Source organism: Clostridium sp. CM036, from assembly GCF_055081135.1.
This window is the reverse complement of the sequence record NZ_CM143652.1, coordinates 3,000,001-3,017,320: the sequence shown is the minus strand read 5'-3', so window position 1 is coordinate 3,017,320 and position 17,320 is coordinate 3,000,001. Positions and strand designations below refer to the sequence as shown.

The window sequence follows — 17,320 nt, the reverse complement described above, 5'->3', positions numbered from 1 at the left end:
AGGAGAGATTAATTATGAAAAACTTATTAAATCAAAAAATACAATTTGTCTTTAGTCGCCAATTTACATAGGATTTGTACCTAAAAATTAAACATAGGTACAGGTCCATTGATGCTTGCATCAAATGATTTGTATCTATGTTGACTATGATTATAAGTTTTTCATAAGTTATATGAAAAAAGTCACATAGATATTCTATGTGGCTTTTTTTTGTATTTTAAATATCTTTTCTTAATTTTACAAAGGAGGATTTTGATGGAAGTCGCAACAGGAATATTAGTACAAAGCTTAATTTTATCAATCATGGTATTGGGGGTGTATATAAGCTATAAAATTTTGGACTTTCCGGACTTATCTGCTGATGGAAGTTTTTCCTTAGGGGCAGCAATAATAGCTGTAACCTTAAAAAGTGGAATTTCTCCTATTTTAGGCTCAGTGCTTGCGCTAGCTTCTGGGTGTATAGCGGGGTTATTAACGGGAATACTCCATGTTAAATTTAAAATATCAAACTTACTTTCAGGCATTCTAGTAATGGGGATTTTATATTCTCTAAACCTACGGATTATGGGAAAGGCAAACATTGCCCTCTTTAATGATGAAAATATTTTTTATGATTTCAACCCTTTAATTGTAGCTTTAATCTTAGTTGTAATATTTAAAGTTGCTATCGATATGTTTTTAAAAACAGGATTAGGATATGCATTGAAAGGTGTGGGCGATAACCCACAAATGATTAAATCTTTAGGCGTAGAAATAGGTAAAATAAAAATATTAGGACTTATGATATCTAATGGACTTATAGCTTTTTCTGGAAGTATGATGGCTCAATATCAAGGATTTTCGGATATATCTATGGGCATAGGTACATTAATTTTAGGTATAGCTTCTATAATCATTGGATCATCTATTATTAAAAACGGCAAGTTTATAAAACAGACAAGTAGTGTAATTATAGGCACTCTAATCTACCAAATTACCATATATTTAGCTATGAATTTTGGACTTACACCTGTGGATTTAAAAATGGTCACATCTTTTGTAATAATTTTATTTATAACAGTTGGTGGTAGAAGTAATAGTGAAAGTAACAAATCTATACGGGGGTGGTTATTAAATGTTAAAAATACAAGATTTATCAAAAATTTTTTATAATTCTTATTTAGGTGAAAATGTGTTATTTAAGGGCATTAATTTAGACATTAACGAAGGGGATTTTATAAGCATAATTGGTAGCAATGGAACAGGTAAGTCCACATTATTAAATATAATTTCTGGATTAGTTAAAGAAAGCTCAGGTAATATTTTTCTTGAAGGAAATGATTTAACTAAAATGCCTGAACATAAAGTAACAAGAATTGTAAGCAGGGTTTTTCAAAACCCATCCTTAGGAACATGTCCATCCATGACCGTTAGAGAAAATTTATCTCTGGCTTTAAATAAGGGTAAATTAATTAATTTTAAATATTGCCTTAGATATAAAACTAAAGAACTGGAAGCTCTTTTAAATGGAATATCATTAGATCTAAAGAAGCTTTTAGATGTGAATGTAAATTATTTATCAGGGGGACAAAGACAAGCTCTATCATTGATAATGGCAAGCCTATCTGCTCCTAAGTTACTGTTGTTAGATGAACATACTGCAGCATTAGATCCAAAGACATCTAATGAGATAATGGAGTTAACTCAAAAGATTGTAAAAGAAAAAAATATTACTACATTAATGATAACTCATAATTTAAAGGATGCACTTCAGTATGGTAATAGGCTAATAATGCTACATAAAGGTGAAGTTATTTTAGATTTAAATGAATCCGAAAAGAAAAAATTAACAATAGAAAGTATATTGAAAAAATTTGAATACGCGGTATAAAGGAGGTATTATTGTGAAAAAAATGTTAGCTACTACACTAATAATTACATGCATATTAACCGGATGTACAAAAACGAATGAAAAGAAGAAAGTTATAAAAATAGGTATAAGTCAAATAGTAGAGTATGTTGCACTAGATCAAAGTAGAGAAGGATTTATAAAAGCACTAGAGGATAATGGTTATAAGGAGGGAGACAATATAGATATTGATTATCAAAACGCCCAAGGAGATATAACTACGACCCAAACTATCGGCAAAAAGTTTGCATCTGGAAAGAAGGATTTAATTTATGCAATAGCTACCCCTTCAGCACAGGGGTCATATAATGCTACAAAAAAAATTCCAATAATAATTACGGCCGTTACTGATCCTGTGCAAGCTGGAATAATAAAGTCTTTAGATAAGCCAGAAACTAATGTTTCTGGGACTTCAGATTATTTACCAGTGAAAAAACAATTGGAGTTAATAAAGGAATTGATGCCCAATGCTAAAAGAATAGGAATTTTATATAATACAAGTGAAGTAAATTCACAAGTACAGGTAAATGAGCTAAAAAAAGCAGCTAAAGGTTATGAAATTGTTACTTCCGGAGTAACAAGCACTAATGAAGTTAATAGTGCCATAAGTAGCTTACTTACGAAAATAGACGTTTTATATGTACCAACTGATCAGTTAATAGTGTCATCCATGCCTATAATAGTAAAAAATACATTGGAGGCAAAAATACCTGTTATAGCATCGGAAAAAGGCTCCGTAGAATCTGGAGCATTAGCTACTGTAGGAATAGATTATTATAAGTTAGGATATGAAGCAGGTAACATGGCAGTTGATGTACTAAAGGGTAATGATATATCTAATATGCCAATTAAAATCTCTGAAGAAACAGAAGTGTATATAAATAAAGATACATTAAAATCATTGAATATATCTATGCCAGAGATTAAAAATGTTAAATATATAGATAATAAATAAGCATTTTTATATAAAATATTAATGTGCCTATGTTGTTTATGAAAAATCTTTTATTATTTAAATTGTAGAATTACATTACCATAATCCAATAGTTAGCGATACAACTGATTCACATGTTGTGTATAACAGAATATAATTGCATATCCTGAATAAAACTAAGAAAAACCGTATACCTCTTGTGTGCAGTTTTCCTTAGTTTTATTTATTTGTAAGTTTAGTTATAAACTGAAAGTAAAAAAAATTATGTTTTTTAAGCATATCCTACACATAAACAACATTAAATATGTAAAGTCTTAAAAATCAATTCACTATTTTTCATAAGAACACTTACATTATCACCTTTATTAATATTACCCTTAAGTATTTCTTCAGAAAGCTTATCTTCCACAGTATTAGTTATTTCTCGCCTTAGTGGTCTAGCTCCATAAGTAGTATTAAGTCCCGCCTTAGCTAAATGCTTCTTAGTTTCCTCATCAAAAGTAATATTAATTTCAAGATCTTTAAGACGCTCTTTTACTACCTTAAGCATTAATCCTACTATTTTATATAAATCTTCATGTTCTAGCGAATGAAATACGATAATTTCATCTATTCTATTTAAAAATTCAGGTCTAAATGAATGTTTTAGCTCTTCCATTATATTTTCTTTCATCTTTTCATATTTAGAGCTTGCTTCATTATCCTTTATATCGAAACCTAGAGACCTCTGTTTTTTTATACTAGACGCGCCTACATTTGATGTCATTATAATTACTGTATTTTTAAAATCTACTGTTTTCCCTTTTCCGTCTGTTAGCCTTCCATCCTCTAATATCTGTAACAAAATATTAACTACGTCTGGATGAGCTTTTTCAATTTCATCAAAAAGTATAACTGAATAAGGGTTCCTCCTCACCTTTTCCGTTAATTGACCACCTTCATCAAAACCTACATATCCTGGTGGCGAACCCATAAGCCTTGAAACAGTGTGCTTATCCATATATTCTGACATATCTATTCTTATCATGTTATTTTCATCACCAAACATGGCATCTGCTAAAGCTTTAGACAATTCTGTTTTTCCTACACCAGTGGGACCTAAAAATATAAAAGATCCTATAGGTCTCTTTGGATCCTTTAACCCTACCCTTGCACGTCTTACAGCTCTTGAAATAGATTTCACTGCCTCACCTTGTCCTATTACTCTCGTGTGGAGTACCTCTTCTAACTTTAGTAGCCGTTCCGATTCTTTTTCAGTCAATTTTTCTATAGGTATATTAATCCACCTTGATACCACATTAGCAATTTCAAGCTCTGTAACTATTAGCTCATCCGCTTGATTTTGAGTTTTCCAATTGTTTTTTGAATTATACAATTTATCCTTTAATTGTTTTTCGATATCTCTAATCTTAGCTGCTTTTTCAAAGTCCTGCACTGATATAGCATCAGCTTTCTCTTTACAAATTCCATCTATTTTTTCTTCTAAATTTTTCAAATTTTCTGGAGCAGTTAAATTTTGAATTCTTACTTTTGCACCAGCCTCGTCTATAAGATCTATTGCTTTATCAGGTAAGTATCTATCTGATATATATCTATGTGATAAGCTAACAGCTGCTTCTATTGCACTATCCGTAATCTTTACTCTATGATGTGCTTCATACTTATCTCTTAATCCTTTTAATATTTCAACAGCTTCATTTTTGCTTGGTTCTCCTACAATTATAGGTTGAAATCTCCTCTCGAGTGCTGCATCTTTTTCAAAATGCCTTTTGTATTCATCTATAGTTGTTGCCCCTATGCATTGAAGTTCTCCTCGAGCGAGGGCCGGTTTTAATATATTAGATGCATCAATAGCTCCTTCAGCTCCTCCTGCCCCAATGATAGTATGAATTTCATCTATAAATATAATAACATTTCCTGCGACGACTATCTCTTGCATAACCTTTTTAAGCCTTTCCTCAAACTCTCCCCTGTATTTAGAACCTGCCACCATTGAGGATATATCCAAAGTTATAACCCTTTTGTCTTTTAAAATTTCAGGAATGCTACCGGAAGCTATTCTTTGTGCTAGTCCCTCTGCTATAGCTGTTTTCCCTACGCCTGGTTCTCCTATAAGGCATGGATTATTCTTCATTCTTCTGCATAAAATTTCTAAAAGTCTTTGAGTTTCATTACCTCTACCTATAACAGGATCAAGTTTACCTTGTCTTGCCATCTCAGTTAAGTCTTTACCAAAACGTTCTAAGTTTGGAGTACCCTGTTTTTGCTTTTCTTTTGATAAACTACCTTTTGGAGTATCTTCAGAACACCAATTATTTAGTATACCATTTCTAAGTTTATTAAAGTCCGCTCCTAAATTAGCCAAAATTGTATATGCAACACCTTCTTCTTCTCTAATCAAGGCTAACAAAATATGCTCTGGACTAATATAATTATGATTCAAATTTCTAGCTTCCAGAAGACTTAGTTCTAGTAGCCTTTTTGTTCTTGGAGTTAGAGGTATCTCGCTACTTCGCATTTCTATGTCTCCTTCTCCCTCATACTCCATTACTAATTTCTTTACTCCCTCAGACGAAATTTTCATATCATCCAATGATTTTTTACATACTCCGTCTTCATCCTTTAGAATTCCTAGCAATATATGCTCTGTCCCTACATAACCATGCTTTAATTGCTTTGCCTCCTCTTGAGCATATACTAAAATCTTTTGTGATCTTTCTGTAAATTTATTAAACATCATGTTAAAACACCTCACTTGCAATGGATTTACTTCTTCCTTTAATTATGACCAATTGCACCCAGTTTTATCCTAAAAATACCAATATCGAAGTGAGTTTCATACTTTACTATCTATAAGAATAAAAAATAAGCATAAATAACACAGTACTCTATTTAATAACTCCTATAAAATCAAAAACAAATTTCGGAAAGTTTTATTTCCTAATTTGTTTTTTTAAAATATTCAAACATTAATAGTGATGGCCTTCTTAAATATATTATGCAAATAGCTCACTTACATAATTGCTCTTAATTTCCTCTTTACCTTCCCTTTTGTGATGTGATGTAATATTTGCCATTTTCTTTATCTCCTTGTGTTACAACGGTAAAAGAATTATTTTCCAACATTTCACATAATATTTTCATTTCATCAGCATTTTTCATTTTTGAAATAATTGTGAACTTATCATTTCGCTCTATTATGCCCATATAATCATGAATGCTGCTGTAATCACTTAAGTTAATTTCTCCAGGAATGTCTAATTTATATTCAGACATTTAATTCTCCCCTCTTTACTATATTTCACATTAGGTTTTGTAATTTTGAGCAAAATATGCGCATTTATTATAATTTACTTTTATTCTTTTTCTATACCTAAAAATTCATAATTAAATCATCTCCTGCGGAGCTGCACAGCTTCGAAGAAGATGAATTGACGACTTCAGAAGGAGATTTATACCCTCACTTATATGAGTTGGGAGACTTTCCTTCTGAAATGTCGTTAAAACAAAGAAATAAAACCGTAGCTACCTATGGTTTTATTTCTTTATTTTATTTCTATTCCAGGTTCTTGCTAGCTTCAATTATTTTATCAATTCCATCCTGAGGCACTTCTTCATATCTTTCAAACTTGACTCTAAAATTTGCCCTAGCACCAGTCATTGAGCGTAAATCTGTTGCATAATCAAATAATTCTGATTGAGGTACTTCTCCTATGACTTTCTGACCTCTTTCAACAGACTCCATCCCCAAAATTCTACCTCTTTTCTTGCTTATATCCGTAATAATATCGCCCATATAGTCCTCTGGACATGTGACCTCCACATGCATAATTGGTTCTAATAAAACAGGATCTGATTCCTTAAGGCCCTTCTTGTAAGCTAACGACGCTGCCATTTTAAATGCCATTTCAGAAGAATCTACAGCATGATACGAACCATCATGTAACGTTGTTTTAAGTCTTATAACTGGGAATCCTCCAAGTACACCATGCCTAATGCATTCCCTTAACCCTTTTTCAACAGCAGGTATATACTGCCTTGGAACTGTTCCACCAACCACCGCATCAATAAATTCTAAATCATCTGCACCGTCTATTCTAGGCTCAAATTTAATCTTTACATCACCATACTGGCCATGTCCTCCGGATTGCTTTTTATGTTTTCCTTGGACATCAGAAGTTCTTTTAATTGTTTCTCTATAAGCAATCTTTGGAATTTCTAATGATACTTCAACTCCAAATTTATTTTTCAATTTACTAACTATAACCTGCAAGTGGGTAGATCCTAATCCTGAGATTATAGTTTGTGCATTTTCTGCGCTCCTAGATATTGAGAATGTAGGATCTTCTTCTAACAATTTTGTTAATCCATTAGATATTTTATCTTCATCACCTTTAGCTTTAGTTACAATAGCTCTTGAAAAAACTGGTTGTGGGAACTCCATAGTATCAAACATTATTAGTTTCGCTCTATCACAGAGAGTATCTCCAGTAGTCGTGCATTGAAGTTTTGCAACTGCACCTATATCCCCTGCCGCAATTTCTCGAGTTTGAAATTGTTGTTTTCCTTTTAAAAAATACATAGCACCTATTTTTTCTTCTTTATTTTTATTAGTATTATATACTATTGTGTCACTTTTAGCTTTTCCAGTAATAACACGGAACATAGATAATTTACCTACAAAAGGATCTGCAATAGTTTTAAATACTAATGCTGAGAATGGACCCATATCATCAATTTTGACTTGCGTATATTTATTGTTTTTCATACCTTTTGCAATGTACATAGTTGTTTCAATTGGAGAAGGGAAGCATTCAACCATATCTTCTAGCAACGTATTCATTCCTATACCAAGTAAAGCAGATCCACACATTATAGGTGTAATTTCTCCCATAGAAGCTCCTTTTATAAGACCTTGATATATTTCTTTTTCACTTATAGAACCCTCATTGAAATATTTTTCTAATAGAACTTCATCTGTTTCAGCAACTGCTTCCATAACCATCTGTTTACACTCATCCACTTTATCTATTAATTCTTCTGGAATATCACTATCTTCCATCCCATGTGTTTTAGGATTAAATATTTGAGCCTTTCTAGATATGACATTTATTACGCCGCTAAAATTTTCTTCACTACCTATAGGATATTGAATTGGTACTGCGGATATTCCAAATGTTTCTTTTATCTGTTGCAAAGCAACTTGAAAATTACTATTTTCCCTATCTAGCTTATTAATAAAAAATGCTCTAGGTAGCTTATGATCATTGATATATTCCCAAGCCTTCTCAGTTCCAACTTCTACACCTGATACCCCACAAACAGTTATCATTGCCATATCTACAGCTCTTAGCCCCTCAATCATTTCTCCTTCATAATCAAAATATCCAGGCATATCTACTAAATTTAATTTTATATTTCCCCATTCACTTAAAGCCACTGATGTAGAAATAGACGTTTTTCTTTTCTTTTCTTCAATATCGTAATCACTAATTGTAGTACCATCATTAACTTTTCCGAATCTATCTATAGCTTTAGTGTAATATAATATTGATTCCATTAATGTGGTTTTTCCTGAACCACTATGTCCAACAATTCCTATATTTCTTAGATTTTTGCTTATATATTCTTTCATATACGATACCTCCTAGCTTTTCGTTAGATATATATTCATATATTCTACCTTTAAATAAAAAGCCTTTGTATATAGCTGAATTTTATAATTATTACTTTCTAAAAAAGATAAAAGTATCAATAAAATAAATTTATTGATACTTAATTATATATTTAAACTAAATATAAGTTATTACTAAAGCTCATATCTATTTTTTAAAATTTGTATATTATTTATTATAATTTTTCAAAAAATAAAAAAAAGCTAATAATTAGCTTTGTATACTTTAAATAAAAATGGCTCCGCGAAAAGGATTTGAACCTTCAACCTATCGGTTAACAGCCGAGTGCTCCACCGTTGAGCTATCGCGGAACATTACCTAGCGACAACCTACTCTTCCACAAGGTCACCCCTGCAGTACCATCGGCGCATTGAAGCTTAACCTTCGTGTTCGGTATGGGAACGGGTGTTACCTTCATGCCATAATCACTAGATTGAGAAAATAAATATTCTCTCAAAATTGCACAGTGAACTAGTCTTCTCGCTTACGCTTGAAGTATCGCTTTATTTCTAATTATATATTTAGGTCAAGCCCTCGACTTATTAGTATTAGTCAGCTGAACATGTTACCATGCTTACACCTCTAACCTATCAACCTGGTGGTCTTCCAGGAGTCTTACTAACACCGCACTTACGTGCGAGTTATGGGAAATCTCATCTCAGGGTGGGCTTCACGCTTAGATGCTTTCAGCGTTTATCCCTTCCAAACATAGCTACCCAGCGATGCCACTGGCGTGACAACTGGTGCACCAGAGGTTTGTCCATCCCGGTCCTCTCGTACTAAGGACAGCTCCCTTCAAATTTCCTACGCCCGCGACGGATAGGGACCGAACTGTCTCACGACGTTCTGAACCCAGCTCGCGTGCCGCTTTAATGGGCGAACAGCCCAACCCTTGGGACCTACTTCAGCCCCAGGATGCGACGAGCCGACATCGAGGTGCCAAACCTCCCCGTCGATGTGGACTCTTGGGGGAGATCAGCCTGTTATCCCCGAGGTAGCTTTTATCCGTTGAGCGATGGCCCTCCCACGAGGTACCACCGGATCACTAAGCCCGACTTTCGTCCCTGCTCCACTTGTAAGTGTCGCAGTCAGGCTCCCTTCTGCCTTTGCACTCTTCGCGCGATTTCCAACCGCGCTGAGGGAACCTTTGGGCGCCTCCGTTACTTTTTTGGAGGCGACCGCCCCAGTCAAACTGCCCACCTAACAATGTCCTGTGACCAGATTCATGGCCTCCAGTTAGAACCTCAGTACTGTCAGGGTGGTATCCCAAGGATGACTCCACACAGGCTGACGCCCATGTTTCTCAGTCTCCCACCTATCCTGTACAGACAATACCGAAATTCAATGCTAAGCTACAGTAAAGCTCTACGGGGTCTTTCCGTCCAATCGCGGGTAGCAAGCATCTTCACTTGCACTACAATTTCGCCGGATGTGTTGTTGAGACAGTGCCCAAATCATTACGCCATTCGTGCGGGTCGGAACTTACCCGACAAGGAATTTCGCTACCTTAGGACCGTTATAGTTACGGCCGCCGTTTACTGGGGCTTAAGTTCATACCTTCGCTTGCGCTAAGTAATCCCCTTAACCTTCCAGCACCGGGCAGGCGTCAGCCCCTATACATCAGCTTTCGCTTTAGCAGAGACCTGTGTTTTTGCTAAACAGTTGCTTGGGCCTATTCTCTGCGACCTACTTACGTAGGCACCCCTTCTCCCGAAGTTACGGGGTCAATTTGCCGAGTTCCTTAACAACAATTCTTCCGATGGTCTTAGGATTCTCTCCTCACCTACCTGTGTCGGTTTGCGGTACGGGCACCAATATCCTCGATAGAGACTTTTCTTGGCAGCGTGGAATCAGATACTTCGGGAATAAATTCCCTTCCCCATCACATCTCAGCGTTAAGAGCAAACGGATTTGCCTGCTTGCTCCGCCTAAATGCTTAGACACACATCCAATAGTGTGCACATCTTATCCTCCTGCGTCATCCCATTTCTAATAACGTCCATTGGTGGTATCGGAATATCAACCGATTGTCCATCACCTACGCCTTTCGGCCTCGGCTTAGGTCCCGACTAACCCTGAGAGGACGAGCCTTCCTCAGGAAACCTTAGGTTTTCGACCGTTAAGATTCTCACTTAACTCTCGCTACTCATGCCAACATTCTCACTTCTGTACCGTCCACCACTCCTTACGGTATGACTTCAGCCAGTACAGAAAGCTCCTCTACCGCGTACACAATTGTGTACACCCATAGCTTCGGTGGTAAGTTTTAGCCCCGGACATCTTCGGCGCAGGATCTCTTGACTAGTGAGCTATTACGCACTCTTTAAATGAGTGGCTGCTTCTGAGCCAACATCCTAGTTGTCTTAGAAATCCCACATCCTTTTCCACTTAACTTACACTTTGGGACCTTAGCTGATGGTCTGGGCTGTTTCCCTTTTGACTACGGATCTTATCATTCGCAGTCTGACTGCCGAAATAAAAGTATATGGCATTCGGAGTTTGATAGGGTTCAGTAACTGTTGTCAGCCCCTAGCCCATTCAGTGCTCTACCTCCATTACTCAATTAATCGACGCTAGCCCTAAAGCTATTTCGAGGAGAACCAGCTATCTCCGAGTTCGATTGGAATTTCTCCGCTATCCACAGCTCATCCCATGGTTTTTCAACACCAACGTGGTTCGGACCTCCACGGAATTTTACTTCCGCTTCATCCTGGCCATGGATAGGTCACCCGGTTTCGGGTCTACGACATGCAACTATGCGCCCTATTCAGACTTGGTTTCCCTTCGGCTCCGTACCTTAAGTACTTAACCTTGCTACATATCGTAACTCGTTGGCTCGTTCTACAAAAAGCACGCCGTCACACATATAAAGTGCTTCGACCGGTTGTAGGCACACGGTTTCAGGTTCTATTTCACTCCCCTTCCGGGGTTCTTTTCACCTTTCCCTCACGGTACTTCTTCACTATCGGTCACTAGGTAGTATTTAGCCTTGGGAGGTGGTCCTCCCAGCTTCCCACAAGGTTTCACGTGTCTCGTGGTACTCTGGATTAGATCTGACTGTTTTTCCTTTTCATTTACAGGCCTATTACCTTCTGCGGAGCAGCTTTCCAGCTATCTTCAATTAAGGAATTGCAGTATTTATGATCTATCCTCAACCCCCAGATCAAAGACCTGGGTTTGGGCTCTTTCCCTTTCGCTCGCCGCTACTTAGGAAATCGATGTTTCTTTCTCTTCCTCCGGGTACTTAGATGTTTCAGTTCCCCGGGTCTACCTCTGCATACCTATTTATTCAGTATGCAGTACATAGTTGTTACTATGTGGGTTCCCCCATTCGGAAATCTTTGGATCACAGGCTATTTGCGCCTACCCAAAGCTTATCGCAGCTTAACGCGTCCTTCTTCGGCTCCTAGTGCCAAGGCATTCGCCATGCGCCCTTTGTAGCTTGACCTTGATTCTGTCTATTTACATAGACGGTTATATTAATTTTGCGAAATTGTATTAAATCAATTTATAAACTACTTGCGTAGTTTTAATTTTTTTAAAACAACTTTTTTCACTGTGCAATTTTCAAAGAACATTTTAAGAAAAACTATTTATTATCTAACTCCTAAGAGTTAGATAAAATTAGTCTCTCAAAATTAAACAGAGAACTAGGTACGATTAATTACAATAGATATTTTTGAAGAATAAATTAATATTCTTCTATTGCATCGACCGAAGTCAATACATCTACTCCCTAGAAAGGAGGTGATCCAGCCGCAGGTTCTCCTACGGCTACCTTGTTACGACTTCACCCCAATCATCAATCCCACCTTCGGCCGCTGGCTCCTTACGGTTACCTCACGGACTTCGGGTGTTACCAACTCTCATGGTGTGACGGGCGGTGTGTACAAGGCCCGGGAACGTATTCACCGCGACATGCTGATTCGCGATTACTAGCAACTCCGGCTTCATGTAGGCGAGTTGCAGCCTACAATCCGAACTGGGATGAGTTTTTGAGTTTGGCTCCACCTTGCGGTCTTGCATCTCTTTGTACTCACCATTGTAGCACGTGTGTAGCCCTAGACATAAGGGGCATGATGATTTGACGTCATCCCCACCTTCCTCCCGGTTAACCCGGGCAGTCTCACTAGAGTGCTCAACTTAATGGTAGCAACTAATGATAAGGGTTGCGCTCGTTGCGGGACTTAACCCAACATCTCACGACACGAGCTGACGACAACCATGCACCACCTGTCACCCTGTCCCGAAGGACTTCGCCCATCTCTGGGTTATGCAGGGGATGTCAAGTCTAGGTAAGGTTCTTCGCGTTGCTTCGAATTAAACCACATGCTCCGCTGCTTGTGCGGGCCCCCGTCAATTCCTTTGAGTTTTAATCTTGCGATCGTACTCCCCAGGCGGAATACTTAATGTGTTAACGGCGGCACCGAGGTTCGACCCCCGACACCTAGTATTCATCGTTTACGGCGTGGACTACCAGGGTATCTAATCCTGTTTGCTCCCCACGCTTTCATGCCTCAGCGTCAGTTACAGTCCAGTAAGTCGCCTTCGCCACTGGTGTTCTTCCTAATCTCTACGCATTTCACCGCTACACTAGGAATTCCACTTACCTCTCCTGCACTCTAGACACCCAGTTTCAAATGCAGCACCCAAGTTAAGCTCGGGTATTTCACATCTGACTTAAATGTCCGCCTACGCATCCTTTACGCCCAGTAAATCCGGACAACGCTTGCCACCTACGTATTACCGCGGCTGCTGGCACGTAGTTAGCCGTGGCTTCCTCCTCTGGTACCGTCATTATCGTCCCAGAAGACAGAACTTTACAACCCGAAGGCCTTCATCATTCACGCGGCGTTGCTGCGTCAGGGTTTCCCCCATTGCGCAATATTCCCCACTGCTGCCTCCCGTAGGAGTCTGGACCGTGTCTCAGTTCCAATGTGGCCGATCACCCTCTCAGGTCGGCTACGCATCGTCGCCTTGGTGAGCCGTTACCTCACCAACTAGCTAATGCGCCGCGGGTCCATCTCAAAGTGGAATTTTCCGAAGAAAAATCCTTTGATGTTTCGATCATGCGACCAAAACATATTATGCGGTATTAATCTCCCTTTCGGGAGGCTATTCCCCTCTTTGAGGCAGGTTACCCACGTGTTACTCACCCGTCCGCCGCTAATCCACCCCGAAAGGTTTCATCGCTCGACTTGCATGTGTTAGGCACGCCGCCAGCGTTCGTCCTGAGCCAGGATCAAACTCTCAATTTAAAAGTTTACACTTTTTTAGTTGAAATGATTAATCTGCGACAACTGTTAAGTTGTTACGCAAGCTCATTACATACTTTTAGTCTTACGACTAAATTTTACTTTATACTAAAGTAATTAACTGGTTTAGCGAAATATTATTTCGCTATCTTTACCTATTTCTCTGTTTAATTTTCAAAGACCAATTTGCTTTGTCATCATGTGACGACTTCTACTATTCTACTAGGTATTTCTTGTTTTGTCAACAACTTTTTAAAAATTATTTTCATTTGAAAATATATTAAATAGTTATCAACAGTTAGCTTATCGTGCCACTTGTTTGTGACGACAAGGAATATTGTATCATAATAATAAAGTTGTATATTTGTTTTTTTTGTTATATATCCACGTTATTCTCCATTTACTCATTCTTTCATTATAATCCTTTGTTTTATATATATTGACACGCATGGTCAAGTATATAAGAAATTGTTTGTATTTAAGCATTTTATTTATTTATTTATAAACGTTATTAAGAATTTTTATATTATAGAATTTCTAACAACATTAATAATCCACTTAAATCATCTCCTGCGGAGCTGCAATCTTGGAATAAAATCAACCGCTGCACAGGAGATGATTTAACCCAGTTTTTTTACTAACAACTTATTTATCTCCACAAAAAAAACAGCCCATATTGGACTGTTCTTTGGTGGAGATAAAGGGAATCGAACCCTTGACCCCCTGCGTGCAAGGCAGGTGCTCTCCCAGCTGAGCTATATCCCCACATATGGTGGACCTTCAGGGACTCGAACCCCGGACCGACCGGTTATGAGCCGGTAGCTCTAACCAGCTGAGCTAAAGATCCATATTTACCTGGCGACAACCTACTCTTCCACAAGGTCACCCCTGCAGTACCATCGGCGCATTGAAGCTTAACCTTCGTGTTCGGTATGGGAACGGGTGTTACCTTCATGCCATAATCACCAGATTTATTAATATCCGTCATATGTTATTATATTTTAAAAAATGGCTCCGCGAAAAGGATTTGAACCTTCAACCTATCGGTTAACAGCCGAGTGCTCCACCGTTGAGCTATCGCGGAACATTACCTAGCGACAACCTACTCTTCCACAAGGTCACCCCTGCAGTACCATCGGCGCATTGAAGCTTAACCTTCGTGTTCGGTATGGGAACGGGTGTTACCTTCATGCCATAATCACTAGATTGAGAAAATAAATATTCTCTCAAAATTGCACAGTGAACTAGTCTTCTCGCTTACGCTTGAAGTATCGCTTTATTTCTAATTATATATTTAGGTCAAGCCCTCGACTTATTAGTATTAGTCAGCTGAACATGTTACCATGCTTACACCTCTAACCTATCAACCTGGTGGTCTTCCAGGAGTCTTACTAACACCGCACTTACGTGCGAGTTATGGGAAATCTCATCTCAGGGTGGGCTTCACGCTTAGATGCTTTCAGCGTTTATCCCTTCCAAACATAGCTACCCAGCGATGCCACTGGCGTGACAACTGGTGCACCAGAGGTTTGTCCATCCCGGTCCTCTCGTACTAAGGACAGCTCCCTTCAAATTTCCTACGCCCGCGACGGATAGGGACCGAACTGTCTCACGACGTTCTGAACCCAGCTCGCGTGCCGCTTTAATGGGCGAACAGCCCAACCCTTGGGACCTACTTCAGCCCCAGGATGCGACGAGCCGACATCGAGGTGCCAAACCTCCCCGTCGATGTGGACTCTTGGGGGAGATCAGCCTGTTATCCCCGAGGTAGCTTTTATCCGTTGAGCGATGGCCCTCCCACGAGGTACCACCGGATCACTAAGCCCGACTTTCGTCCCTGCTCCACTTGTAAGTGTCGCAGTCAGGCTCCCTTCTGCCTTTGCACTCTTCGCGCGATTTCCAACCGCGCTGAGGGAACCTTTGGGCGCCTCCGTTACTTTTTTGGAGGCGACCGCCCCAGTCAAACTGCCCACCTAACAATGTCCTGTGACCAGATTCATGGCCTCCAGTTAGAACCTCAGTACTGTCAGGGTGGTATCCCAAGGATGACTCCACACAGGCTGACGCCCATGTTTCTCAGTCTCCCACCTATCCTGTACAGACAATACCGAAATTCAATGCTAAGCTACAGTAAAGCTCTACGGGGTCTTTCCGTCCAATCGCGGGTAGCAAGCATCTTCACTTGCACTACAATTTCGCCGGATGTGTTGTTGAGACAGTGCCCAAATCATTACGCCATTCGTGCGGGTCGGAACTTACCCGACAAGGAATTTCGCTACCTTAGGACCGTTATAGTTACGGCCGCCGTTTACTGGGGCTTAAGTTCATACCTTCGCTTGCGCTAAGTAATCCCCTTAACCTTCCAGCACCGGGCAGGCGTCAGCCCCTATACATCAGCTTTCGCTTTAGCAGAGACCTGTGTTTTTGCTAAACAGTTGCTTGGGCCTATTCTCTGCGACCTACTTACGTAGGCACCCCTTCTCCCGAAGTTACGGGGTCAATTTGCCGAGTTCCTTAACAACAATTCTTCCGATGGTCTTAGGATTCTCTCCTCACCTACCTGTGTCGGTTTGCGGTACGGGCACCAATATCCTCGATAGAGACTTTTCTTGGCAGCGTGGAATCAGATACTTCGGGAATAAATTCCCTTCCCCATCACATCTCAGCGTTAAGAGCAAACGGATTTGCCTGCTTGCTCCGCCTAAATGCTTAGACACACATCCAATAGTGTGCACATCTTATCCTCCTGCGTCATCCCATTTCTAATAACGTCCATTGGTGGTATCGGAATATCAACCGATTGTCCATCACCTACGCCTTTCGGCCTCGGCTTAGGTCCCGACTAACCCTGAGAGGACGAGCCTTCCTCAGGAAACCTTAGGTTTTCGACCGTTAAGATTCTCACTTAACTCTCGCTACTCATGCCAACATTCTCACTTCTGTACCGTCCACCACTCCTTACGGTATGACTTCAGCCAGTACAGAAAGCTCCTCTACCGCGTACACAATTGTGTACACCCATAGCTTCGGTGGTAAGTTTTAGCCCCGGACATCTTCGGCGCAGGATCTCTTGACTAGTGAGCTATTACGCACTCTTTAAATGAGTGGCTGCTTCTGAGCCAACATCCTAGTTGTCTTAGAAATCCCACATCCTTTTCCACTTAACTTACACTTTGGGACCTTAGCTGATGGTCTGGGCTGTTTCCCTTTTGACTACGGATCTTATCATTCGCAGTCTGACTGCCGAAATAAAAGTATATGGCATTCGGAGTTTGATAGGGTTCAGTAACTGTTGTCAGCCCCTAGCCCATTCAGTGCTCTACCTCCATTACTCAATTAATCGACGCTAGCCCTAAAGCTATTTCGAGGAGAACCAGCTATCTCCGAGTTCGATTGGAATTTCTCCGCTATCCACAGCTCATCCCATGGTTTTTCAACACCAACGTGGTTCGGACCTCCACGGAATTTTACTTCCGCTTCATCCTGGCCATGGATAGGTCACCCGGTTTCGGGTCTACGACATGCAACTATGCGCCCTATTCAGACTTGGTTTCCCTTCGGCTCCGTA

6 protein-coding genes, 4 tRNA genes and 6 rRNA genes (1 of these 16 cut by a window edge) are annotated in these 17,320 nt (G+C 39.3%); 3 read left to right on the top strand and 13 right to left on the bottom strand.

The window, feature by feature from the left end:
- Positions 1 to 255 precede the first annotated feature (255 nt).
- The 3 genes from ACWJKE_RS14235 to ACWJKE_RS14225 are packed head-to-tail and all read left to right on the top strand — an operon-like array spanning position 256 to position 2,843.
- Entirely contained in the window at positions 256 to 1,152 is an 897-nt protein-coding gene (locus ACWJKE_RS14235; protein ID WP_220319770.1) for an ABC transporter permease, read from the top strand.
- Positions 1,115 to 1,870, top strand: a complete 756-nt coding sequence (locus tag ACWJKE_RS14230; protein WP_216302349.1) for an ABC transporter ATP-binding protein — start codon at positions 1,115 to 1,117, stop codon at positions 1,868 to 1,870. Before ACWJKE_RS14235 ends, ACWJKE_RS14230 begins: the two co-directional genes overlap by 38 nt.
- Before the next feature lie 13 nt (positions 1,871 to 1,883).
- On the top strand, positions 1,884 to 2,843 hold the full coding sequence (locus ACWJKE_RS14225; protein WP_220286291.1) for an ABC transporter substrate-binding protein: 960 nt from the start codon (positions 1,884 to 1,886) through the stop codon (positions 2,841 to 2,843).
- Between the two features lie 277 nt (positions 2,844 to 3,120).
- On the opposite strand, the gene ACWJKE_RS14220 is transcribed toward ACWJKE_RS14225, so the two are convergent.
- The 13 genes from ACWJKE_RS14220 to ACWJKE_RS14160 all read right to left on the bottom strand — a co-directional run.
- Entirely contained in the window at positions 3,121 to 5,562 is a 2,442-nt protein-coding gene (locus ACWJKE_RS14220; protein WP_462952676.1) for an ATP-dependent Clp protease ATP-binding subunit, read from the bottom strand.
- Positions 5,563 to 5,861: 299 nt separating this feature from the next.
- Positions 5,862 to 6,098: a hypothetical protein gene (locus tag ACWJKE_RS14215; protein WP_216302346.1), complete on the bottom strand. Its 237-nt coding sequence runs from the start codon at positions 6,096 to 6,098 to the stop codon at positions 5,862 to 5,864.
- A gap of 280 nt (positions 6,099 to 6,378) precedes the next feature.
- Positions 6,379 to 8,457: an elongation factor G gene (gene fusA / locus ACWJKE_RS14210; protein WP_462958906.1), complete on the bottom strand. Its 2,079-nt coding sequence runs from the start codon at positions 8,455 to 8,457 to the stop codon at positions 6,379 to 6,381.
- 276 nt (positions 8,458 to 8,733) lie between these two features.
- A tRNA-Asn gene (locus tag ACWJKE_RS14205) sits at positions 8,734 to 8,808 on the bottom strand.
- Positions 8,809 to 8,813: 5 nt separating this feature from the next.
- A 5S ribosomal RNA gene (gene rrf, locus ACWJKE_RS14200) occupies positions 8,814 to 8,930 on the bottom strand.
- A gap of 89 nt (positions 8,931 to 9,019) precedes the next feature.
- Positions 9,020 to 11,945 (bottom strand): 23S ribosomal RNA (locus tag ACWJKE_RS14195).
- Between the two features lie 292 nt (positions 11,946 to 12,237).
- A 16S ribosomal RNA gene (locus ACWJKE_RS14190) occupies positions 12,238 to 13,755 on the bottom strand.
- A gap of 686 nt (positions 13,756 to 14,441) precedes the next feature.
- A tRNA-Ala gene (locus ACWJKE_RS14185) sits at positions 14,442 to 14,517 on the bottom strand.
- 5 nt (positions 14,518 to 14,522) lie between these two features.
- Positions 14,523 to 14,599: transfer RNA gene (locus ACWJKE_RS14180), tRNA-Ile, on the bottom strand.
- Between the two features lie 6 nt (positions 14,600 to 14,605).
- Positions 14,606 to 14,722, bottom strand: a 5S ribosomal RNA gene (gene rrf / locus ACWJKE_RS14175).
- Positions 14,723 to 14,761: 39 nt separating this feature from the next.
- A tRNA-Asn gene (locus ACWJKE_RS14170) sits at positions 14,762 to 14,836 on the bottom strand.
- Between the two features lie 5 nt (positions 14,837 to 14,841).
- Positions 14,842 to 14,958, bottom strand: a 5S ribosomal RNA gene (gene rrf, locus ACWJKE_RS14165).
- A gap of 89 nt (positions 14,959 to 15,047) precedes the next feature.
- Positions 15,048 to 17,320: ribosomal RNA gene (locus tag ACWJKE_RS14160) — 23S ribosomal RNA — on the bottom strand (it continues 653 nt past the right edge of the window).
- Together the 16S, 23S and 5S rRNA genes with 4 tRNA genes alongside form the textbook arrangement of a ribosomal RNA operon.